This window comes from Rhodococcus sp. NPDC003383, assembly GCF_053589115.1.
In genome coordinates, this window is record NZ_JBSFRG010000013.1 from 25,912 (window position 1) to 48,334 (window position 22,423).

Consider the following 22,423-nt stretch of genomic DNA (forward strand, 5'->3'; position numbering starts at 1 on the left):
GACCGACCTGTGTGCGCTCAGCTCGAAGCAGATACCGGCCCTATAGCCACCGTCGGTAGGACCGTTGTTGAGCTGTTCCAGGATGACTCGGATGTCCGGCGAAGCCGGATCGAAGCCACCCTCCGTGGCGTCACCCCGTCCTGACCATGCGGTCGGGTATGAGTTCTGCGATTCCGCTGCATTGCCTTGCACGTGCGGGGAATTGAGCGGACTTCGGTCTGTTTCCATATCCCTACCTTGCAAAGTTGATTTGTCAAGTATTCAGTGGGTTGCCGCCAAACCGGCCGAGCGCGCGGCGTCCGCGCGCGCACGTACCGGACGGACAGCTCCCCTTCATCGAGCACCCTGCCGCACCGGAGCAGTGCAGAATTACCGCTTGAACTGGAGCGACGACACGTCCCCTGCACCGAATGTGCGCGATTCGTGGCCGCGGCGTTCCGGCCGTACAGCCAAACTTCGCTGGTGCATGAACAACGCGAGCCCGCTTCTATCCTCTACTGCTGCGCAGCTCCGTGACTCCCGATGGGAGCTCAGTATTGATCGTCCGCGGGGGCAACCTGGATGAGCGTCAGCTCCGCGTGCGCAGGGCGGTCCTCGAGTTGGAACGGACGCATCGTCACCGAGCACTTCACCCATTCGGTGTTACCGCGGTGCAACTGGACCAGATCCACGGTGCTCGGAACCTCCCCGGCGTTGATTCGCTTCGCACTGTCCTGCAAGGCGGGCAGGTCGTCCGGGTGCACCACCGGGCCTGTCAGGTGCGCGTACTGCCATTCGACCCATTTCGGGGCGCGGCCGATCCACAGCGCGATCGCGCCACGGCGGGCCTCGAACAACGCCACGTGCACCCTGGAACCGTCGAGCCCTTCCGTCAGCCCCAGCTCCGCGAGCGTCGGTGTCGACGGCGGATAGGCATCGGAGAAATCGTGGTAGAGCACCCTTACCGCGGTCCCGTCCGCGGTGGGCCGCAATACGACCTGCCATTGCATCGCGTGGCCGTCATCGTGCCTAACCGAGAACCACGTGCTCAGCGCCATATCCGGCTTCGGAGTCAGGACGACCTCCAAGAAGTCCTGTTCCTTTTCCATGTGGATCGCGCGGTTGATGTAGTCCGAGGACAGCGCAGTGGGCACCCAGTCGTCGAGACGGGTGCCGGACATCGCGCCGGACTCCCAGGTCTGATAGATCAGCCACTCGGTGGTCGACCAGACCGTTCCCGAGGTGAGCCGCCGTTCTGCGATCGGCTCTTTCGGGTCGCCGACCCACATCTGGATGCCGTGCACGTCCCCGAAGGGCCCGATGATCGGCCAAGCGTAGAACCGCCACGCGCGGTTCGCGCGCTTGGAATGCAGGACGCGGTCGAACGGTTCACGGGTCCGGCGTACATGCTCGATGATCGGTTCGACAAGGATGTCCGCCGTCGGGGAGATGCTTCGCCTGGTAGAGATCATCCCCTTCGCTTCGTTCCCCGATGCCACCAGTGTCGCTACGCCTTCGGTCAGCGTCTCGATCACATGCCACGTACCCATCAGACCCCCGCCTGTTGCAATTTGATCTCGATCAACGGAGAAGTGTAGCGGGGGCTGCGTTTCTACGATTTGTACTGACTTATCCCGTCCCGCGGGGTCGCATGGCCAATTTCAGGTTCTCGGGCCGGATCGTCAGCAGCTCTTCGACCGTCAGCTCATAGTCCGCGGTGGGCACGATGTCGAAGCGCGTGAGGATCTGCGCCAAGGCAAGCACTGCCTCGTGGAGGGCGAACTGGCGACCGATACATGCGCGTGCACCGACGCCGAACGGCTTGTACGCGTGTGCAGGCCGTGCTCGCACAGCTGCGGGAAGGAACCGATCCGGATCGAACCGCTCCGGGTCCTCACCCCACAATGCGGGGTCGCGGTGCAGCGCGAGCAGCACCACCAGGATCGTTTCGCCCTTGCGGATCGGATATCCGTCCAGAGTGGTTGCCTGCCGTGCCTTGCGGAAGAAGGCCGGGCCGGACGGCCACAGGCGCAGGGTCTCGTCGATGATGCGTCGGACGTACCGGAGCTTGGCGACCTGCTCGAATCGCACCGGTGCACCATCGGTGCCGAGCACCTGTTCGATCTCTTCCCGGGCCCGTTCGACGATCTCGGGATTGAGGGACAAGTAGTGCAGGGCGAACGACAGCAGTCCTGCTGTGGTCTCGTGACCGGCGATCAGGAAGGTCAGCACCTGGTTGCGGATGCTCTGGTCCGACATCATCTCCCCGGTTTCGGGGTCCGGGTTGTCGAGCATGCGCTGTAACAGGTCGTCTTGTCGCGGGGTCGCGCCGCTGCGCCGCGCGGCGATCACTTCGTCGACGGTGGCTTTCATCAACGCGATGTCCTTCGGGTTCTGGCGCATGGCCTTCCACCCCAGGATCTCCCGGAGGACAGGAACATCGTTCGCGGTCTGCGAGACGTACGACATGGCCCGGCTCATCGCCTCGACGAACGGATGACGACCGGGAGCGAACGAGTCGAAGCTGTACCCGAAGCCTGTGCGGCCGATGACCTCCAAGGTGAGCCGGTTCATGTCGGAGGAGACGTCGACCGGTCCGCGGGCAGCCGATTCTGTCCAGTAGGTGCACAGCTGGTCGACGCAGTCGACCATCGCGTCGTGGTAGCTGCGCATCGATGCCTGGCTGAACGCCGGCATCAGCACGTTGTGGGCCTGGGCCCAGGCCGGCTCACTGTTGAACGCGGTGAACAGCCCATCGCCGGCCAGCTCCCGCAGAGTGCTCACCGGGGGCACCACGGCCTTGGCGAAGCGGGTTTCGTCGAAGACCTCCGCCGCGGCGTCGCCGCCGCCGACCACGACCACCCTGCGGCCGATGATGCTGATCTCGAAGACGTCACCCAGTTCTTCCACGAACCGCATTTCGCGCTGTACCGGTCGCTTCGGGTCGAGACGCAGCACGTCGCCGAGCAGCGGCAGCCGCCGTGACGGTCGAGGCATCCGAGGTTCTACGCCGGCGCTTCCCTCTGCTCCGCCGCTCGGTGCGGACTCACCGGACCGGGCACTCCCCACTGAAGTCATGGCCAGAGTGTGCCGTACCCCCTCCCGATCCGCAGAATCCCTCACCGAACGTGGGACTCAGGGTCGCGGCACGTCGAATCGGCTCACATAGGCCGAGGGGACGTGTCATCATCCCAGTTCAACGAGGCGTTCTGTGGACACCCGAGAGCACTCAGCCGAACCCTCGGACCGGCGGGACACGCTCCTGGTTCTTCACGGAACGAACTGGGATGCGGGATCGCCCTGGCACTCTCGACCTATAACTGACCGTTTCAGAATGAGTTCGGCGTGGTAGATGGCGTTCCGGGACGGTTTCGGGCACCGTGTCGAGAGTGTCTGTTGATCTTGTTCCTGACGATCTGTGGGAGCGTGTAGCTCCGCTGCTTCCGCCCAGATCTGCCCGCCGGTTCCGGTTTCCGGGGCGCAAGCCGGTCGACGACCGGGTCGCCCTGGCCGGCATCATGTTCGTTCTGCGCACCAACGTGGCCTGGCGTGATGTGCCGGCAGAGACGATCGGGTGCAGCGGAGTGACCTGCTGGCGCAGGTTGCGGGAGTGGACCGAGGCCGGGGTGTGGCCGCGGCTGCACGAGATGCTGCTCGCGGAGCTGCGAGCCGCCGGGTTGCTCGAGATGGACGACGTCGCCGTCGACGGCTCGCACGTGCGGGCCCTCAAAGGGGGGATCACACGGGACCCTCACCGGTCGATCGCGGCCGCACCGGCAGCAAGCACCATGTGATCGTCGACCGGCACGGAACCCCTCTTGCGGTGTCGCTGACCGGCGGAAACCGCCACGACGTCACTCAACTGATGCCGCTCGTCGAGGCGATCCCCCGTATTCGAGGCCGGCGGGGCCGGCCGCGGAATCGGCCCCGCCGGTTGTTCGCCGACCGAGGCTACGACTACGACAAGTACCGAAACCTGCTTCGCGAAAAGGGGATCACCCCGATGATTGCCCGCCGAGGCGCCGCGCATGGCTCCGGGCTCGGCAAGGTCCGCTGGGTCGTCGAGCGGACCTTCGCTTGGTTGCACCAGTTCAAGCGTCTGCGAACACGTTCCGAGGTACGAGCGGACTTGCATCAGGGGCTGCTCGAACTCGCGTGCAGCATCATCTGTTTGAGGCGACTGCGGAGATCATTCTGAAACCGTCAGTAAGAGCCGATCGTGTTGAAACGCTATTCATCTGCGGGCACCAGCTCGGACAGGCGAGCGGTCCACGGATACCTCTCAGGCTGCGCTTGAGGCCGCGTTCGAGAATGCGGAGGTCGAGGTGATCAGCACCGTCGCAGTGTTTGCTGCGCGGGGTCCACGCAGACACCGGACCGGGCGCTGACCTGGTAAGACATGAAAATCAGCGGATGCGCTGGTCGCGATGGGCGCACCTGTGAGGCGGCAGGTGGCCCGAGCTAACAGTCAGCGTTTCGTCTGCTGGCCGAGGGCATCCAGGAGTGCGTTCAGGTCCACTGCCACAACGAGGGTTGCCCCGTGCTGTCCTGCTACGGCAGGAGTCGCGGGAGCGACTGCAACGTCGTCGACGTGAGTGCGGATGGAGACGACGCGATAGGCGCTCGTGTCGGTCAAGCGCGGAGTGATCGCCTCCGGGTGCTCGGCGTTCCACTCTGCCGCGCGTTCGATCGCACGGCGGATTCCACGACGCTCGGCCTGGTCGTAGCCCTTGGGGGCGTCGACAACGATGGTGAAGGTCTGGCTCTTGAACTCGTATCCGGTGCTGGCCTGGATCTCGACTGAGGATGCCCCCTGGGAGTGGACACCCTGACAATGGTTCGTTACAAGAACCAGGAGGGATGCTCACATGGGACGCCAGTCTCACTACCCGGAGGAGTTCCGCCGGGACGCGGTCGCGTTGTATCGCGCGGCCGGTGGTTCTCGCACCTACGCGGCGGTGGCTGAGGACTTGGGTATCAGCGGCGAGACGCTGCGGACCTGGGTCCGCAAGGACAACGCCGTTGGTCGAGGTGCGGCGGACCGTGGAGCCGGCGGCGGCGAACCCCCAGCCGAGGAGTTGGCGCGCCTGCGAGCGGAGAACGCCCGACTGCGCAGTGCGGAGAAGGAATGGCAGCTCGAACGGGAGATCCTGCGCCGGGCAGCGGCCTATTTCGCGCAGGAGATGAAGTGAAGACCTGCCGCTGGGACTTCATCTCCACCCACCGCAGCGAGTTCGGTGTGCAGCGGCTGTGCCGGGTCCTCGGCGCCTCCCGGTCCGGCTACTACCGGCATCTGGCCACCGCCGATGTGCGCACTGAGCGTGCCGCCGAGGAAGCTGCCACCGTCGCACGGATCCGCCGGATCCATAGCGAACATCGCGGCGGGTACGGTGCTCCCCGCATCCACGCCGAACTGCGCGAGCTGGGGGTGTGCATCCACCGCAAACGAGTGACGCGGTTGATGCGTGAGCACCACATCGTCGGTCGGCATCTGCGCCGTGGCCGGCGCACCACGATCCCCGATCAGCAGGCGGCGACGGTGCCGGATCTGGTCGGTCGGGATTTCACTGCCGAGGCGCTCGATACCCGTTGGTGTGGCGATATTACCTACATTCCGGTGGGGTCGTCGTGGTTGTATCTGGCGACGGTGATCGATATCTGTTCTCGTCGGGTGGTGGGCTGGTCCATCGCCGAGCATATGCGTACCGAGCTGGTCACCGATGCACTGCAGATGGCGGTCGACTCCCGTGGTGGCATCGTGGACGGAGTGATTTTTCACAGCGATCACGGAGCGCAGTACACCTCGACCGCGTTTGCGGACTTCTGTGCTGCACAAGGCATTCGACGGAGTCGGGGTCGTGTGGGGTCGAGTTACGACAACGCCCTGGCGGAGTCGTTCTTCCAGAGCCTGAAACGTGAATGGCTACATGGCCGAGGACCGACATCGAAAGCTCGAACGCGTCTGGAGTTGTTCGAGTGGTTGTCGTACTACAACCGACGGCGGCGTCATTCCGCGCTGGGCTATCTGACACCGATCGAGTTCGAACGACGAATGACCGCATCGGCTACGCTCACACTCGCGGCATGAAATCTGGTGTCCACTCTCAAGGGGCAACCTCAGTGTCGCCGGTAGAGGTCCGCGACGGCGACGTGGTTGTCATTTCGGCCTGTCTCGGGGGCACTTGCCAGAACCCACCTTTGGACTTATGGTCAGTCCATTGCTACGGAAAGGGTCGATATGGTGGTCCGCGTCGGTTTGTCGGTCACAGATTCTCTGCTGGTCCCGGACCCGCTCGCGCGGCGGCGACTGCTCGCATCCGCCGCCGATGCCGGGTTGGACCACATCACCGTGGGTGACCACATCAGTTTTCACGGCGGTACCGGCTTCGACGGAATGGTCTCCGCCACCTCGGTGCTCGCGGCCCACGACACGCTCTCCGTCGTCATCGGGGTCTATCTGCTGGGGCTGCGGCATCCGATGCTCGCAGCGCGCCAGATCTCGACCATCGCGCAGCTCGCCCCAGGGCGGCTGGTCCTCGGCGCAGGAGTCGGCGGCGAGGACCGCTCCGAGATTTCCAACTCCGGGGTGGACCCCCGCACCCGGGGGCGCCGCTTGGACGAAACGCTCCAGGTTCTCCGAGCATTGCTCTCCGGCGAAGAGGTCACCCACACCGGAGAGTTCTTCACCCTCGAACGCGCCCGGATCCTGCCCTCACCCCAACCGGCCGTGCCGATCCTCATCGGCGGCCGAGGCGACGCCGCGATCCGTCGAACCGCGAAGTACGGCGACGGATGGCTCGCCATCTTTTCGACGCCCCGCCGATTCGGCGAAACGCGCACCGCGATTCTCGAGGCCGCCGCCCGGGAGCACCGCACCCTGAGCACCTTCGGTGTCAACGTCTGGTGCGGTCTCGACGACGACGCTGCCACGGCCGACCGCCTGGTGGGCGAGCAGATGCAGGCGCTCTACCGCCTGCCGCGGGACAAGTTCCGGCACCTCGCACCGGCCGGCACGCCCGAACAGGTGGCCGAGTGGCTGCGCGCGTTCGTCGACGCAGGAGCGGACAGCATCACGCTCATCCCGGCCGCCACCTCGATGGAGGCGTCCGTCGAACACGCCGCCGCCGTAAGGAAGCTGCTCGTCGAGAGCTGATCGCGCCGTACCTCGGGCTCCGATTCCGCACATGCCGGCTTCGCGTCCGTCGGCGTGCTTGTCGCAGACGGCTCCCGCGGGGTGCTCCTACCCGGCACCAGATCCGTGTCGACACCGCGCGGCGTTCGCTCGGGCTGCCCTCTCGTGCGCCGCGCACTGAACTCCTCCGACGCCGTCCACGCATCGGGCCGATCGCTGTCCGGAACCGACGTCGACGGCCCCGGCGTCGCCCGGGCGGCTTACTGTGACTGCCGGACGACGGTGAAGCACCGCTCTCCTTCTCGTCCTTACCGATGCCGATCCCACAGCCGAGTTCACTGTCCGGCAGAGAACTGCCCTCACCACGGTCCGCACGCTGCTCGACGACACCGCCACCACCGTCCTCGACGCGGAGGAATACAAGCGGCGGTGGCGAGACCTCGAGCAGAGCCGAAAACTCGCCGCCGAGGGAACCTGGGTCAACTCGTACGCGGTACCGGAGCTTTGGACGATCTGGAGTTGCGCCGTACGCCGCCAGGATGTTCGACTTCGGTGCCGCGCCGCTCCCGAGCGCCGCGGCACCGAAGCGCATCGGCCACAGGGCGCGGACGGCGGTGGCGGTCAGCCGCGGAAGGCGTCGAGCCCCTCGTTGGTGAGACGGACGATGAGATCGGCCAGTCCGGGGGTGCGGCTGACCTTGGTCGGCCAGTAGGCGATCGAGAAGATCGTGCCCAGGCAGGTCTGGGTCGCGACGGCGACCTCCGCCGGCGTCGCCCGAGGGAGGCACCGGGCCACCGCGGCTTCCCAACAGCCGACGTAGAGCTTGCGCCGGCGGTTGACCTTGCGACGCCACGGGTCCACCAGTGACCGGTCTTCACGCTGGGTCACATTGACCAGGTGCCGGTGCCGGATCGCGAACTCGACATGATGGCGGACCAGACGCTCGAAGTCGGAGTCGGCGTCCTCGTCCACAGGTTCCGCGGCGCGGATCAGCTCGTCCATCGCCTCGTCGAACAGGGTGGCCAGGATCTCGTCCTTGCCGGAGAAGTGGCGGTAGATCGCCGGCCCGGTGAGCCCCGCGCGAGCGCCCAGCTCGTCGACGCTCGTACCATGGAATCCCTTCTCGTAGAACAGTTCCGCGGCGATATCGAGAATCTTCCGGCTCCTGTCCACTCGGCGAGTGTAGCACGATGCGTGAACGATCGTTATACTCCGGGAACGCTCCCCGCCATGCGGCGCCGACCCGGGCGGCAGGAACGGCGCCGGCCGACAGTCGCGCCGAGCAGATCTCGATGCGCCGGTAACCGACCGCAACCGTCAGGAGATCCCGTGACCGACACCGTCACCCTGCCCACCTACGACCAGGTCGTTCGTCTTCCCCGCGAGTACGGCCCACTGGTCGTCCCGCCGGAGTTCGAGGACGCGAACGGCCACATGAATATCCGGCACTACCTGGACCTGGGTGCCGAAGCGATCGACATCGCGTTTCGCCGGATCGGCCTCACCGACGATTACCGGGCGACTCGCAAGCAGGGCTTCTTCACCGCGGAGCATCACCTGAAGTACTACGCGGAAGTGCACGTCGGCCATAGAGTCTCGGCCTACTTCCGGATCGTCGAGCGCTCCGACAAGATCATCCACGGCATGGCCCTGCTCGTCGACGACACGACCGAGGCACTGGCGAACACGCTCGAGGTCGTCGCACCCCATGTCGACCTCACCACCCGTCGCGTCGTTCCGTTCGCCCCGGACGTCGCGGAGGCGGTCGATCGGGAACTCGCGATCACCGAGCGGGTCGACTGGCCGGCGCCGGTGTGCGGCGTGATGGGGATCAGGTCACAGCGCAACAGAGCCGGCCGATGATCGACGCATACTTGTCGCGATCACGCGCCGGCGCAGCTTCATCGTGGCCGTGACCTCGTCGCCGCCCGGCGGCCACTCCTGATCGAGCAGCGTCCACGCACGGTCCCCGGCCCGAGGCGAGGCGCCGGAAGTCATCGGTGGCGTACGCCCCGGCCCAGCCGACCAGTGCATCTTTGCCCGGGCTGCGCCGGACGAGCCGCTCGAGCATGTCGCCCACGACCATTCGCATCTCGCGCCGGTCGCGGATGCCGACTTCTCCGGAAATCCCGTGCGAGAGTTCGACCGGAATCGTCCCTCCCCCCCGCCTCGCTGTGGGCAGATTGCGCGGTTCCCACCCGGGCTCAGGACGCGGCAAGCAACTCGCCCTTGAAAACGATCGTTAACGCGGATACATTTGTCATACGGTCGGACCAAACCCGACGACCCCGTCCCCGCGACCTGTTCTCGCGGCGACGGCGAAGCCACCCGAGCAGGAAGGGACCAGCAGGTCGATGACTGATTTCACCGCATTCACGGACGTGACGTACGAGGTCGACAACGGGCTCGCCTGGATCACGATCAACCGACCGGATCGATACAACGCCTTCCGCGCCCGCACAGTCGACGAGCTCGTCAAGGCCTTCAAGGCAGCCTGGGGCAGCGCCGAGGTCGGCGCCGTCGCCCTCACCGGCGCGGGCGAGAAGGCCTTCTGCTCGGGCGGCGACCAGAAGCAGCGCATGGAGACCGGTGACTACGGCCCGTCCGACAGCGGCCTGTTCGAGGTCGAGGCCCTGCACCGCGTCATCCGGGACACCCCGAAGCCCGTCATCGCCGCCGTCAACGGTGTCGCAGTGGGCGGCGGACACGTGCTACACCTGCTGTGCGACATGTCCATTGCCGCCGAGCACGCCATCTTCGGACAGAACGGCCCGCGGGTCGGATCCTTCGACGCCGGCCTCGGCACCGGCTACCTCGCCCGCGCCATCGGCGAGAAGCGGGCGCGGGAAATCTGGTTCATGTGCCGCCGCTACAGCGCGCAGCAGGCCCTCGAGTGGGGGCTGGTGAACAAGGTCGTGCCCGGCGATCAGCTTCGCGCCGAGGTCCGGGCGTGGGCCGACGAAATCCTGCAGCTCTCCCCCACCTCGCTCAAGGTGCTCAAGCAGTCGCTCAACGCCGACACCGAGCACTTCATCGCCCAGGGCAACATGGCCTACTCCACGCTCAAGCTGTTCGGTGAGTCCGCCGAGGCACTCGAGGGCATCAGCGCGTTCAACGAGAAGCGCAAGCCCGACTTCTCCAAGTTCCGCGGCGCCTGACCGCCCCAGCTCCCGGGCGGCGGGACACCACCGTCCCGCCGCCCGGTGACCCACCTCCCACATCACGACGCCCTCGCCGGTCCTTCATTTACAGAGAGCAGTTGTCGACATGCGCTTCAGCCGAGAACAACAGGAGTTCGCACTCGCCGTCCGCGAGTTCTGCGACGCCGAGTGCAAGACCCTTCAACAACGCGATGCGCTCACCGCCGACGGCACCGTGGCCAACAGCCAGGTCATCCTCGACAAGTTCGCAGCGCTCGGCTGGCTCGCGGTGTCGCTGCCCGAGGAATACGGCGGTGGCGGCGCCGGGATGGTCGAGGAGTGCATCTTCCTCGAGGAGACCTCTCGCGGCCTCGCCCCCATCACCGGTTACTCGACCGGCCTGACCGCCGCCCAGACGTACCTGCGCTACGGGACCGAGGAACAAAAGCGCACGATCGTGTCGAACATGGCCGCAGGTAAGCTCGAGGCAATCGCCCTGAGCGAGCCCGGCGCAGGATCCGACCTCGGCGGCGTCCGCATCAAGGCCGAACTCGTCGACGACCACTACGTGATCAACGGCCAGAAGACGTGGATCTCCGCGGCCCACGTCGCCGAGCACATCCTGCTGCTCGCCCGCACCGACTCCTCCGGCTCCAAGCACGCGGGTCTGACCCTGTTCATGGTGCCCACCGACACCCCCGGCCTCGAGATCCACGGCATCGCCACCATGGAGGCCCGCACCTGCAACGACCTCTACTTCACCGACGTGGCCGTCCCAGTCACCGCAGTGGTCGGCACCCCGAACCAGGCATGGCGCCACCTCATGCGCGGCCTGAGCGTCGAGCGGCTCATCATCGCCACCATGTCGCTCGGCGCGGCCGAACGCGCACTCGACGACGTCATCGCGTTCGTCACCGAACGCGAGCAGTTCGGGCGCAAGATCGGCAGCTTCCAGGCCATCCGCCACCGCCTCGCCGACCTCGCCACCGAGATCGCCTTCGCCAAATCCTTCGTCTACGAGGTCGCCGAACGCATCGACGCCGGGGAAGAGGACAATCTCAACCGCGAAGGCTCGATGGCCAAACTCAAGTGCACCGAGCTCGCCAAGAAGACCACCCTCGAAGCCATGCAGATGATGGGCGGCTACGGCTACACCCGCGAATACGGCATGGAAGAACAGGTGCGGCGCGCCCTGGCACCGACAATCTACGGCGGCACCAACGAGATCCAACGCGAAATCATCAGCAAGAGCCTGGGACTGTGACTCCCGTTCCCCGACCGATAGGACCCCTGGCATGACCACCTCCCCGTTCACGTCTCAGGCCCTCGCCGGCAAGCGAATCCTCATCACCGGCGGCGGAACCGGCCTCGGTCGCGGCGTCGCCCGCCATCTGGTCGACCACGGCGCCGACGTCCACCTCTGGGGTCGCCGACCCGCCGTCCTCGAAGAAGCCGCCACCGAGGCGTCCGCCTCGCGGCCCGGCGCGGTCCACTGGCAGACCGTCGACGTCCGCAATGCAGAGCAGGTGTCCGCCGCGATGGACGAGATCTGGACCCTGCACGGCCCGCTGACCGGAGTGATCAACAACGCCGCCGCCAACTTCATCGCCCCCACCGAATCGCTCAGCCCGCGGGCCTTCGAAGCGGTCACCTCCACCGTGATGAACGGGTCGTTCAACACCACCCACGCCGCCGGCCGCCGCTGGATCGAAGGCGGCACCAAGGGCGTGGTGCTGTCCACGCTGACCACCTGGATCTGGAGCGGCTCGGCGTTCGTCGTCCCCTCCGCGATGGCCAAGGCCGCCGTACATTCGATGACGATGTCCCTCGCGGTCGAATGGGCCCGCTACGGAATCCGCCTCAACGCTCTGGCCCCCGGCCCGATCCCCACCGACTACGCCTGGGAGATGCTCAACCCCACCGACAAGAGCTCCGTCGGCGCCACCCAGGCCGACCAAGTCCCCATGGGGCGGATGGGCACCATCGAGGAACTCGCCAACCTGACGATCTTCCTGCTGTCCGACGCCTGCGACTACCTCACCGGGCAGACCATCGCCATGGACGGCGGCCAGATGCTCGCCGGACCCGGAACTTTCGCCGGTCTGACCTCCATGACCGACGCGGACTGGGCCACCGCCCGCGAACGCAGCAAGGCCGCAAGCGAGGCCGCCAAGGCCCAACGCGGCGTCTGAGCTCCTCACCCCGACGGGCCTGACCGCCGGAGACCACTCTCCGGCGGCCGGGCCTCGGGCGCGTTCCGCACTCGGCTACACCGCACGTCCGTCAGGAGAGCCATGACCACCGACAACCCCACCGCGCTCCGATTCTTTTCCACCGGCGCCGAACGGCTGTTTCGAGTCGCCGACGTAACCGGCGACGATACCCACGGGTACACCGAAATGGTCACGGGACCATGGCTCGGCGACGAACTCGGACGACCGTGCCGAGGAACTCTCGGCGTCGTAATGGACGACGTGATGGGACATCTCGTCAGTGGAATGACCCCCGAGGGATTCTGGGCCGTGAGCACCGAAATCCACCTCGACTTCGTAGCGGATCCACCGACCGACGGATCGGTTCTCCGCGCCGAGAGCTGGGTCCTCGGTCGAGGGGCGCAGACGGGACTGGCCGGTGGTCGGGTCGTCGACGAACAGGGCCGTCTGATTGCGTGCGGGTCCACCCGCCTTCAGACGGTGCCGCTCGCCGACCCGCCGGGCGCGCCGGCGATCTCCCTCGACGACCTGGACTCTCGACTCGGCGCAGGTTCGATCATCGACCTGCTGGGGGCCGAGCACGCGTGGGGGGCCAGTGGGATCGAGTTCGGCCCGTCTCCGATGCTCGCGAATCCGATGGGCAACATCCACGGCGGTGTGCTCCTGTGCGCCTCCGAGATCACCGGCTCGGCCGCGTTACCCATCGACGCAGGCTTCCGCACCACCTCGATCCACATCTCGTATCTGCGGCCGTGCCCATCGGACGCACCCGTCACCTTCGCACCGAAGATTGTGCACCGCGGTCGCAGCCTCGGAATCGTCGAGGTCTCCAGTCGCAACACAGCCGGAAAGACGTGCACCACCGCCACCATCACCTGCAGCGCCGTCCACTGACCAGTAGAGGACAACTTTTCTCACACGCAACAGCCACCAGGAGTGCTCATGACAACCTCGGTCATCGTCGCCGGCGCACGGACACCGATCGGGAAACTGCTCGGCACACTGTCCGACCTGACCGCCCCGCAGCTCGGCGGTACCGTCGTGCACGAAGCTCTGGACCGCGCTCACATACCGTCGACCGACGTCGAGGCGGTGTTCATGGGTAACGTCGTGCAGGCCGGGGTGGGGCCGAACCCCGCCCGGCAGGCAGCCCTCGCCGGTGGCGTTCCCCTGTCGGTTCCGGCCACCACCGTCAACAAGCTCTGTCTATCCGGGATAGCTGCACTGGCCCAGGCAGATCAAGCGATCCGCGCCGGTCAGCACAAGATCGTGCTGGCCGGCGGCATGGAATCCATGTCCCGGGCGCCCCATCTCGCGCTGGGCGCCCGAACGGGGTACAAGTACGGCCCCGGCCGACTGGTCGACGCATTGGACCAGGACGCCCTGCACTGCGCAATCGACGGAGAGCTCATGGGCGCCGCCACCGAGCGCTACCAACGACAGTTCGGCTTTTCACGGACCGATCTGGACGAGTTCTCGGCCGGCTCCCACGAGAAGGCAGCCGCCGCTGCCAAGAACGGAAACCTGACAGAAGAGATCGTCCCTGTCACTGTCCGCACACGCACCGGTGAGCGAGTCGTCGAGTACGACGAAGGTGTGCGCCCAGAGACCACCGTCGAGCAGTTGGGTCGGCTCCGATCGGCATTCGCCGAGGACGGGCTCATCACCGCAGGTTCCTCCTCGCAACTGTCCGACGGCGCGTGTGCCTTGGTCGTGATGGACAAGTCCGAGGCCCAACGACGTGGCATCGACTGGCTTGCCGAAATCGTCTCGTACGGAACGGTTGCCGGGCCCGATCCGTCCCTGCTGCTGCAACCCGCCCACGCAATACGGGACGCGATGCACCGCGAGGGCCGAATCTCCGTCCATGATCTGGACGTCGTGGAGATCAACGAGGCCTTCGCCGGTGTCGCCCTGGCATCACGCCGCGAACTCGGCATTGCCCACGAGCGGCTCAATCCCAACGGCGGCGCGATCGCACTCGGCCACCCGGTGGGCATGAGCGGCGCGCGGATTGCGCTGTCGCTGGCGCTGGAACTGCGACGCCGAGGCGGCGGCACGGGTGCCGCCGCCCTCTGCGGAGGCGGCGGCCAGGGCGATGCACTGATCCTGCGAGTCGCGCATGACTGATCGACAATCGGTACATCCCCCCATCCAGGTGGAGCTCACGGCGCGCCTTTCGACGAAACATCACACCACCCCCTTCTCGACCGCCGACACCGACTGGCAAAGACACGGCCGGTGCCGCGATGCGGACCCCTCGCTGTTCTTCGGACCCGAGCACGAAGCCGGGCACGAACGAGCGCTGCGCGAAACCGAGGCGAAAAGCGTGTGTCAGCATTGCCCCTTGCTACTTCGATGCCGCAAGCACGCACTGACCCACTCGGAGCAGTACGGCATCTGGGGCGGCCTGACCGAAAGCGAGCGCAAACGACACCGGCGACCGCTGTGGAGATCCCGTAGCCCTCGGATGTAGCGCCGGCACGAACCCCGCCCGACGGAATTCACCGGTTCGGCCCTCGGATCGGCACCGGTGACAGTTACGTGCCCAACCTTCCCCACACCGCGGGGTATGCAGTATCGCGCACCAGGTACGACCGAAAGGATCATTGTGGACGCCATCGTGATGCAGGAATTCGGAGGACCTGATGTCCTGCAGTGGCAATCGGTCTCCGATCCGACCACCGGCCCAGGATGGGTCACCGTCCAACTGAAGGCGGCCGCGCTCAACTGGCACGACGTCTTGGTGCGACAGGGCAAGTACTCCTCACCACTGCCGCACATTCTCGGCGCGGACGGCGCGGGTATCCGCACGGACACCGGCGAGGAAGTCCTCGTTCTCCCCTCACTGTGGTGGGGCGATCGCGAAGCCGCCCCGGGCGCACAGTGGGAGATCCTCGGCGATCACCAGCGCGGCACCTACGCCGAGTTCGTCCGAGTCCCGAAGGACTGCGTCGCGCCCAAGCCCCGCAACCTCACCTGGGAACAGGCCGCGGCACTGCCCCTCGTCGGACTCACCACCTACCGCGCCCTGTTCACCCGCGGCCGCCTCCGCGCCGGCGAAAACCTTCTGGTCCTCGGCGCCGGCGGCGGCGTCGCCACCATGGCCGTGATGCTCGCGGCCGCCGTGGGTGCGCGCGTCACCGTCACCTCCTCCTCGACGTCCAAGATCGCGCAGGCTCGAGAGCTCGGCGCGACGGACGGCGTGTTGTACACCGACCCCGCCTGGCCGGACGCCGCTCGCCTGCTCTCCCCCCACGGCCAGGGCTTCGATCTCGTCCTGGATTCCGTCGGGACGTGGGAACAGTCCATCGCAGCGTTGCGGCCGGGTGGTCGACTGGTCGTGTTGGGGGCCTCCCGCAGCGAACGCGCCACCCTCGACGTCCGCCCGTTCTACTTTGGGCAATACGAACTGATCGGGACCACGATGGGCAGCCCGCACGACTTCACCGGACTTCTACGGCTGCTGGACGCCGAAACCGTCCCCCCACTGCCCATCAGCGCAGTGTTCCCCCTCGCCGAAGCGGCCGCCGCACACAAACACCTCGAACAAGGAAGCGGATTCGGGAAGATCGTGCTCTCGCACAGTTGAGCCATTCGTGCACCGGCCGACCACACCCGTACCCCCTGTCATCGAATCCGATACCACCCGCCTGTCGGTGCGAGACACGGTTCGGCAATGACGAGAGGACGCGTAATGAGGAGTGAATGGCCAACTCGCACTGCCGTGCCTGTACCTGGCGCGTAAATCGTTCCGCACATGACGGCAGGAACGCCGGGGTGATCATCAACGTCGCCTCGGAAGCCGCGAAGACCGCCACGCCCGGCGAAGCGGTCATCGGAGCAGCCAAGGCGGTAGTCCGAACCGAGGGCCTGTTCGCACCCTCGGACCCGAGACCGTACGCGGGGGTGCCGGTCGCCGCGTCTTACGGAGCAGCGCCCCTCGTGGACCCGACCTTTTCGAGCTTCCGTTCAAGCCACGGCACCATCGGGATGTTTGGACTGTCCTTTACATCGGACAGTCCATATGGTGTCATATGTGACGGACACCACTCACCGTGGCTCCCTGCGGCATCGCCGCCCTCGCCTACCTATTTCCATCGACAGGAGCTTCCATGAGCGCAGTCGGAACCACTGGGCTGCAGGCGCCCACGCAGCATCTGAACCGCTGGTGGTACGTCGCCACCGGCTTTCTGACGTTGTTGTTCGGCACCAGCACGGTCAATGTCCTGTTCAACATCCTCGGCAAGCCCATGACCGAGGAGTTCGGCTGGGACCGCAGCATCATCGCCAACGGTTTGTCGATCGAGACGGTGATGGTCGGAATAAGCATCGTCATCCTGGGCATCCTCATCGACCGATACGGCCCGAAGGTGCCCTCGGTCCCGATGGCACTGGCCTTCGGAATCGGCCTCATGCTGATGGCTGCACTTCCGAACAACGAAATACTCTTCTTCGCGCTGTGCATCGTGATCGGCGCGGGTGCGGGCGCGGTGAACCCGGTGGCGCATTCCGCCGTGGTCAGTGCATGGTTCCAAGACCGACGCGGCATGGCCCTGGGCATCCTCATGGCCGGACTCGGCGCCTGCGGAGTTCTGATGCCGTATCTCGCGAACTGGGTACTGAGCATGGGCGGCTGGCGGCTGGCCTTCCTCGTCATCGGCGCCGTGTGCACGATCATCCCGGCTTCGGTCTACGCCTTCGTCACGCGAATGCCGGCCGAACACGACGCCGAGCGCCAGGCCGCGCGTCTGCAAGGTCGGGTAGCCGGGGAGTCGCTCCTCACCGTGGCGCGGAAATATCGGCAGTTCTGGCTGCTCTCCGTGGCCATCTTCTTGGTGTCCTCGGCCACCTTCGGCTTGATGTCCCAAGTCGTGCCGATGACCACCGACAAGGGCATCAGCCAGGGCACCGCAGTATCAGTCCTGTCCGTTCTCAGCTTGGCGTCGATCTTTGCGCGTCTACTCGTCGGCTATCTGCTCGACCGGTTCTACGCTCCCGCGATCGGGGCGGTCATCTTCGCGTTGTGCGCCGTCGGCGTCTTCTTCATGATCACCTCGTCGGAGGTCGGTCTGCTGTTCCTCGGTTCCGCGTTGATCGGTCTCGGTCTGGGGTCCGAGGGCGATCTCGCCGCCTACATGGTGAGTAGGTACTTCCCCAAGCACTCCTACGGCCGCGTGCTGGGTTTCATCTACTTCCTCTATGCTCAGGGCGCGGCCTTCGGCATCTTCCTGCTCGGACAGATCTACGGTGCAACCGGGTCGTACCGCGCCGGTGCCGTACCGATCATCGTGCTGGTCGGCATCGGCATCGCCTGCCTGCTCATGATGGGCTCCTACCGCTTTACCCTCGACCACCAAGAGGTCGATGCCGTCGAACAGCCCCGCGAGAAGACGTCACCGGTGGGCAACTGACGCCGACCGACGAGAAGGAAGACGAATGACGGACAGATTCCACGACGCCCTGACCACTCGAGCCACTGCGGATATGCCGGAGAAGTTCTTCGACCGGTTCATGTTCAACCTCCATCCAGAAGACGGGACCACACCGTCGGTGATCCTCGGCGCGGGGGTTTATCCGCCGCGGAACGTCGTGGACGGATTCGTGGTAGTGACCACGGCGTCCGAACAACGCAACCTCCGCGTCTCCACCGAACACGACGCTACCGACGCCGCTTCCGTCGGACCCCTGCGATGGGAGACGGTTGAGGACAACACCGCCTGGCGAATTCATCTCGACGAGAACAAAACAGGACTCGAACTAGACCTCCTCTGGCACTCCCGGGCCCCCTACTGGCTCGGATCGGTGGATGTGGCGAACACCGACGGAAACGTCACCTCGTTCGACCATCTCTTCCAACCTGGCCGCTATGAAGGCACGCTCACGCTGGACGGAACCACCACGGATGTCACCGGCTGGTACGGACTACGGGACCGCTCCCGCGGGGTACGCACCATGTCCGGGGGTCAGGGCTTGCACATCTGGTACCAGGCCCAGTTCCCGGACCGCACATTCGGGTTCCTCCTCGTCGAGGACCGACACGGCGGACGGATCCTGCTGGAAGGGGCCGTAATGCACGACGACGGCCGCCTCGACGACATCACCGATGTCCGGCACAACCTGGCATTCACGGCAGGCAACGACCTGCTCAGCGGCACAGTGGAGATTACGACCGCCGCCGGTGCAACCTACCGCGTCGACGCCGACGCCTCGGCCGGCGGTGGATACATGGCCGGTGGCGGCTACGGGGGCCACCACGGAAAGGTTCGCGGTCGTGACTTCGAAGAATTCGACACCTATCCCCTCGACGGGACAGTGGGCCCGAAAACACTCGACTCCGCCCTGACCGACCGGTGCTGCGCCTTCGGATGGAACGGGCAGACCGGATACGGCATCTTCGAATTCGCCCTGTCGCGGTCGTCGTCCTACGCCTACCGCCCCACACTGGCATAACACGCCGGGCCCTGAGCTACCTCTGCACCTATCGGACGGTGCAGAGATAGTTCAGGGCCCGAACACGTTCAGCCTCGAGCTCACATTGGCACCCTGGGATCGGCAGGCTCGGCCGCTCGCCACTTCCCCTGCCGGGAAGTGAGCGTAACTTGGCGAATTCACGGTCCAGGGCGCGGGGCGGGACGGCCCCGTCTGCCACGACGAAGCTGCGCCGGTGCCGCGCCTCTCGTAGGGAACGAAGGCGGTCCCATACCCCCCGACGTCGACGTCAGCCGGTGGGACGGCCGCCGGCTGGTGATCAACGTCCCGGTTCCCGAGTCACACACCGCTCGAGCCGGAAGAAACTGTACGCAGCATTGCGGTAGGCCAGCTTCGGAAGCCCCACCCCGGCGCCTGGGTGACTCCCCACCTCGATCGCGCCGCGGAGGCCGCCCGAGCGATCGAGTCGCTGGGGTTGACCGACAACATGGTTACCTTCATCGGCCCGATCGGCCAGCCGGGCATCACCGAGACCGAACTCGTGCGGCGGTCCTGGGATCTCGACGAGGCCGCGATGATCTACGACAGCTGCTCGCCCGCTTCGACATGCGCGAATTCTCCTCGGAACACGAATTGCTCATCGCCTAACTGCAGCTGGCCGACTCCCTGCGCCGCATGCCGTACCTGGATCCCCGACTGCCCGAGGTCCTGGTGCCGCGCTGGGCGGGATTGCGGGCAGCGAAGCAGCTACACGACCTGCGTACCGAGTGGACGACGGCAGCACATGCCCGCTGGCGTGACATCGCGGGTATCGACTGAGAGCCCTCGGGCCCGCGTCCAGCCGATCCGAGGTCACACGCCGGTACCGGTCATCGCACGCAACTCGTGTTTGAGCACCTTCCCAGTCGTGTTGCGCGGGAGCACGTCGACGATGCGCAATTCGAGCGGCAGCTTGTACCGGGCCAGTCGGGCGCCGGCGAACTCCCGGAGTTCTTCGAGTTCGAGCTGCGCGCCCTGCACGAGCACCACCACCGCCACGACCCGTTCGCCCCAGCGCTCATCGGGGGCACCGATCACCGCGACCTCCGCGACGGACGGGTGGCCGTAGAGCACGCTCTCGACCTCCGCAGGGTAGACGTTCTCGCCCCCGCTGATGACCATGTCCTTGAGCCGGTCGGCGATGTAGTAGTAGCCGTCCTCGTCTTGGTAGGCAACATCGCCGGTGCGCAGCCAGCCGTCCGGTGTCAGCGCCGCCATGGTCGCCTCCGGCAGATTCCAATACCCCGGAGTCACCGTGTCGCCGCGTACGCACAGTTCGCCGTGCACCCACGGCGTGGTGAGAACATTGCCGTCGAAGTCGATCAACCGCACCTCGTTGAGCAGGCCGGCCGTGCCGCACGACCCGAGCTTGTCCAGAGCCTGGTCCGTCCCCAGGAAGGTCGCACCGGTGGTGGCTTCGGTCAGCCCCCAGCACTGGCTGACGGGAATGCCCCGTTCCCCGTACAACCGCAGCATCGGCTCCGGGACCGGGGCAGCTCCCGCGACGATGATGCGGACGCTGGACAGATCGGCCGTTACGAATCGCTCGTGCGTGCTCGTGCTCAGCATCATCGCGGGCACCATGAACAGCGAGGTCACCCGGTACCGCTCGATGTCGTCGAGCAATGCCCCCGCATCGAAGTGCGCGTGAACGACGACGTGGCCTCCCGCCATGAGTACAGGCAGCGTCATGACACACATCCCGCCGGAATGGAACAGCGGCGCGGAAGTGAGCGCGACGTGGTCGGCGTTGTAGTTCACCGCCAGCATCCAGTTCACATTGCTCGTCCACACGTTCCGGTGCGTGAGGATGGCACCCTTGGGCCGTCCCGTGGTTCCCGACGTGTACAGGATCATCGCCGGGGAATCCGCGTCGACGACGGCCTCCTCGACATGCGGCTGGTTACCGGCGAGCAGGTCGTCTACCCCGTCCCAGCCGTCGGTGCCCGCACCGAGCCGGAGGAAGCACCGGCTGTCGAGACCCTCGCGCACCTCGTCCACAGGAGCTGTGTGCGCGTCGTCCGCCATGATCAGCCGGGCCCCGCTGTCCTCGATGTTGTGTGCGAGTTCGCTTCCCGGGAAGCGGAAGTTCAACGGCACGAAGATCGCGCCGAGCCGGGCGGTCGCGAACAGCGCCGTCAGGAAGCGGCTGTGGTTGAAGCCGACGTAGGCGACGCGGTCACCGGGGTGGACCCCGCATGCAGACAACACATCTGCCAGTTCCTCGACGCCTCGTTGCAGCGCAGCGAACGACAGCGTCTCACCGGCGAACGTCACTGCCGGCCGGCCTCCGTCACGCTCGGCGCGACGACGCAGCCAAGTGGCCAGCCCGATCGGGTTCATACACTACTCCTTACAGGGAAGACCTCTGGAATGTCGTCTCCGCACCGATGTTTCCGGTATCGATGCCGGCTCGGGCACCCGATTCCTTCAGGCCCGCCGCCCGGTGAGCGGCGGCGAGAAAGGCCCGCACCAGGGCGCCGTCACGGTAGTACTGATCCCCCACGCCGGCCACGGCCCGCCGCCGCCCGTACTCGTACAGCACCGCCAGCTTCCACAGCGCCAGTGCGGTATACCAATCGAGGTTCGACAGGTCCGCGCCGGTGGCGGCCGCATACCGTCGGGCGAGTTCGTCGCGGGTCGGGTAACCGTCCTCGAGGACGGCGACACCGAGATCTTCGGTGGGTGTGCGGTCCTGTCCCTCGACCGGATACGACGCAAGGAAATACCCCAGATCGAACAGTGGGTCGCCGATCGTCGCGAGTTCCCAGTCCAGCACTGCCGCAATGCGCCCCGGCGCGTCGGGCGCAAGAATGACGTTGCCGATGCGGTAGTCGTTGTGGATGATCGCCGCACCGGACTCGGTCGGAACGTGGGCAGCGAGCCACGCATCGATCTCCGCGAATTCCGGCGGCGGCGTCCCGTCCTCGGCCGCCACCAGCCGGCCCATGCGGCGCAGGTGACGCTCGTTGAAGCCCTCCGGTCGGCCGAGGTCCCCGAGGCCGGCGGCCCGCCAGTCGACCGCGTGCAGAGCAGCGAGGGTGTCGATCAGCGCCTCACCGATCCGGCGCCGGTCGGCCGGCGCGCTCAGGGCCGCCGGGGTCTCGGTGGTGACCACCGGACCGGCCACGTAATCCATCACGTAGAACGGGACGTCGAGCACCTCGCCGGTCTGACCGACGGCGAGCACGGCCGCCACCGGTACGCCGCTGCCGGCCAGTGCACCGACGAGCCGAGCCTCCCGCAGCATGTCGTGGGCACCCGGCGGGACCGGTGGCGGCGGCGGCCGACGAACAATCACCTGGCGCACCCCGTCGGATACCAGGTACGTCAGATTCGAATGCCCGTCACCGATGCGTGACGCTGTCAGCGGTCCGTCGGTGATACCTCGCTCACGTAGGAATCGCTCCAGCGCGCCGAGGGTGTCGGGAGTCCATTCCCAGGTCATATGCTCGCCTCCATCAGATAGTGCCACCGGCGCGTGCCGC

General features: G+C 66.3%; 19 protein-coding genes and 2 pseudogenes. 16 read left to right on the forward strand and 5 right to left on the reverse strand.

Features of this window, described 5'->3' with window-relative positions; all coding sequences use genetic code 11:
- Positions 1–530: 530 nt before the first annotated feature.
- Together ACWDTS_RS13515 and ACWDTS_RS13520 are read right to left on the reverse strand one after the other, a co-directional pair.
- Positions 531–1,529, reverse strand: a complete 999-nt coding sequence (locus tag ACWDTS_RS13515) for a GAF domain-containing protein (RefSeq protein ID WP_450118341.1) — start codon at positions 1,527–1,529, stop codon at positions 531–533.
- A 79-nt stretch (positions 1,530–1,608) separates the two neighbouring features.
- Positions 1,609–2,976: a cytochrome P450 gene (locus ACWDTS_RS13520; protein ID WP_450118342.1), complete on the reverse strand. Its 1,368-nt coding sequence runs from the start codon at positions 2,974–2,976 to the stop codon at positions 1,609–1,611.
- Between the two features lie 392 nt (positions 2,977–3,368).
- Between ACWDTS_RS13520 and ACWDTS_RS13525 the strand changes: the two are divergent.
- From ACWDTS_RS13525 to ACWDTS_RS13540, 4 genes and pseudogenes are all read left to right on the forward strand, one after another.
- Positions 3,369–3,563 (forward strand): annotated as a pseudogene (locus tag ACWDTS_RS13525) (transposase); the annotation flags it as partial.
- Between the two features lie 44 nt (positions 3,564–3,607).
- Positions 3,608–4,177 carry an IS5 family transposase gene (locus tag ACWDTS_RS13530; protein ID WP_072816225.1) on the forward strand — a complete coding sequence of 190 codons (570 nt, stop codon included), beginning with the start codon at positions 3,608–3,610 and terminating at the stop codon, positions 4,175–4,177.
- A gap of 670 nt (positions 4,178–4,847) precedes the next feature.
- Positions 4,848–6,067 (forward strand): IS3 family transposase gene (locus tag ACWDTS_RS13535; RefSeq protein WP_450118343.1). Its coding sequence is split into 2 segments (ribosomal slippage): positions 4,848–5,103 and positions 5,103–6,067, totalling 1,221 coding nucleotides; the frame shifts between segments, so codons are not numbered across the junction.
- A 150-nt stretch (positions 6,068–6,217) separates the two neighbouring features.
- Positions 6,218–7,132 (forward strand): LLM class flavin-dependent oxidoreductase, encoded by a 915-nt coding sequence (locus ACWDTS_RS13540; RefSeq protein ID WP_248689167.1) that lies wholly within the window; start codon positions 6,218–6,220, stop codon positions 7,130–7,132.
- A 600-nt stretch (positions 7,133–7,732) separates the two neighbouring features.
- Here ACWDTS_RS13540 and ACWDTS_RS13545 read toward each other — a convergent pair.
- The gene (locus tag ACWDTS_RS13545) at positions 7,733–8,284 is read right to left on the reverse strand and encodes a TetR/AcrR family transcriptional regulator (RefSeq protein WP_138844999.1); all 552 of its coding nucleotides are present in this window, start codon (positions 8,282–8,284) and stop codon (positions 7,733–7,735) included.
- Between the two features lie 156 nt (positions 8,285–8,440).
- Here ACWDTS_RS13545 and ACWDTS_RS13550 point away from each other — a divergent pair, with 156 nt between their 5' ends.
- The 12 genes and pseudogenes from ACWDTS_RS13550 to ACWDTS_RS13605 all read left to right on the forward strand — a co-directional run bounded on the left by ACWDTS_RS13550 (position 8,441) and on the right by ACWDTS_RS13605 (position 19,715).
- The gene (locus tag ACWDTS_RS13550; protein ID WP_102799258.1) at positions 8,441–8,974 is read left to right on the forward strand and encodes a thioesterase family protein; all 534 of its coding nucleotides are present in this window, start codon (positions 8,441–8,443) and stop codon (positions 8,972–8,974) included.
- 491 nt (positions 8,975–9,465) lie between these two features.
- The gene (locus tag ACWDTS_RS13555; protein WP_203329956.1) at positions 9,466–10,269 is read left to right on the forward strand and encodes an enoyl-CoA hydratase-related protein; all 804 of its coding nucleotides are present in this window, start codon (positions 9,466–9,468) and stop codon (positions 10,267–10,269) included.
- Positions 10,270–10,378: 109 nt separating this feature from the next.
- Positions 10,379–11,515: an acyl-CoA dehydrogenase family protein gene (locus ACWDTS_RS13560; RefSeq protein WP_450118344.1), complete on the forward strand. Its 1,137-nt coding sequence runs from the start codon at positions 10,379–10,381 to the stop codon at positions 11,513–11,515.
- A 31-nt stretch (positions 11,516–11,546) separates the two neighbouring features.
- A complete protein-coding gene (locus ACWDTS_RS13565; RefSeq protein WP_450118345.1) occupies positions 11,547–12,443 on the forward strand; it encodes an SDR family oxidoreductase in 897 nt (298 codons plus the stop codon).
- Positions 12,444–12,545: 102 nt separating this feature from the next.
- Positions 12,546–13,358: a PaaI family thioesterase gene (locus tag ACWDTS_RS13570; RefSeq protein WP_450118346.1), complete on the forward strand. Its 813-nt coding sequence runs from the start codon at positions 12,546–12,548 to the stop codon at positions 13,356–13,358.
- Positions 13,359–13,406: 48 nt separating this feature from the next.
- Positions 13,407–14,594 (forward strand): acetyl-CoA C-acyltransferase, encoded by a 1,188-nt coding sequence (locus ACWDTS_RS13575; protein WP_450118347.1) that lies wholly within the window; start codon positions 13,407–13,409, stop codon positions 14,592–14,594.
- A 28-nt stretch (positions 14,595–14,622) separates the two neighbouring features.
- Positions 14,623–14,940 (forward strand): WhiB family transcriptional regulator, encoded by a 318-nt coding sequence (locus ACWDTS_RS13580; RefSeq protein WP_450118427.1) that lies wholly within the window; start codon positions 14,623–14,625, stop codon positions 14,938–14,940.
- Between the two features lie 135 nt (positions 14,941–15,075).
- Positions 15,076–16,056, forward strand: a complete 981-nt coding sequence (locus ACWDTS_RS13585) for a quinone oxidoreductase family protein (protein ID WP_450118348.1) — start codon at positions 15,076–15,078, stop codon at positions 16,054–16,056.
- 176 nt (positions 16,057–16,232) lie between these two features.
- Positions 16,233–16,325: pseudogene (locus tag ACWDTS_RS13590) on the forward strand (oxidoreductase); the annotation flags it as partial.
- 254 nt (positions 16,326–16,579) lie between these two features.
- Positions 16,580–17,878, forward strand: coding sequence for an MFS transporter (locus ACWDTS_RS13595; RefSeq protein ID WP_450118428.1), 1,299 nt, complete (start codon positions 16,580–16,582; stop codon positions 17,876–17,878).
- Between the two features lie 25 nt (positions 17,879–17,903).
- Positions 17,904–18,917, forward strand: coding sequence for a hypothetical protein (locus tag ACWDTS_RS13600; RefSeq protein WP_450118349.1), 1,014 nt, complete (start codon positions 17,904–17,906; stop codon positions 18,915–18,917).
- Between the two features lie 633 nt (positions 18,918–19,550).
- A complete protein-coding gene (locus ACWDTS_RS13605; RefSeq protein WP_450118429.1) occupies positions 19,551–19,715 on the forward strand; it encodes a PaaX family transcriptional regulator C-terminal domain-containing protein in 165 nt (54 codons plus the stop codon).
- A 33-nt stretch (positions 19,716–19,748) separates the two neighbouring features.
- Here the strand turns inward: ACWDTS_RS13605 and ACWDTS_RS13610 are convergent, their stop codons facing one another.
- Both ACWDTS_RS13610 and ACWDTS_RS13615 read right to left on the reverse strand, forming a co-directional pair.
- The gene (locus ACWDTS_RS13610; protein WP_450118350.1) at positions 19,749–21,278 is read right to left on the reverse strand and encodes an acyl-CoA synthetase; all 1,530 of its coding nucleotides are present in this window, start codon (positions 21,276–21,278) and stop codon (positions 19,749–19,751) included.
- 10 nt (positions 21,279–21,288) lie between these two features.
- A complete protein-coding gene (locus ACWDTS_RS13615; RefSeq protein WP_450118351.1) occupies positions 21,289–22,383 on the reverse strand; it encodes a phosphotransferase family protein in 1,095 nt (364 codons plus the stop codon).
- Positions 22,384–22,423: the final 40 nt, after the last annotated feature.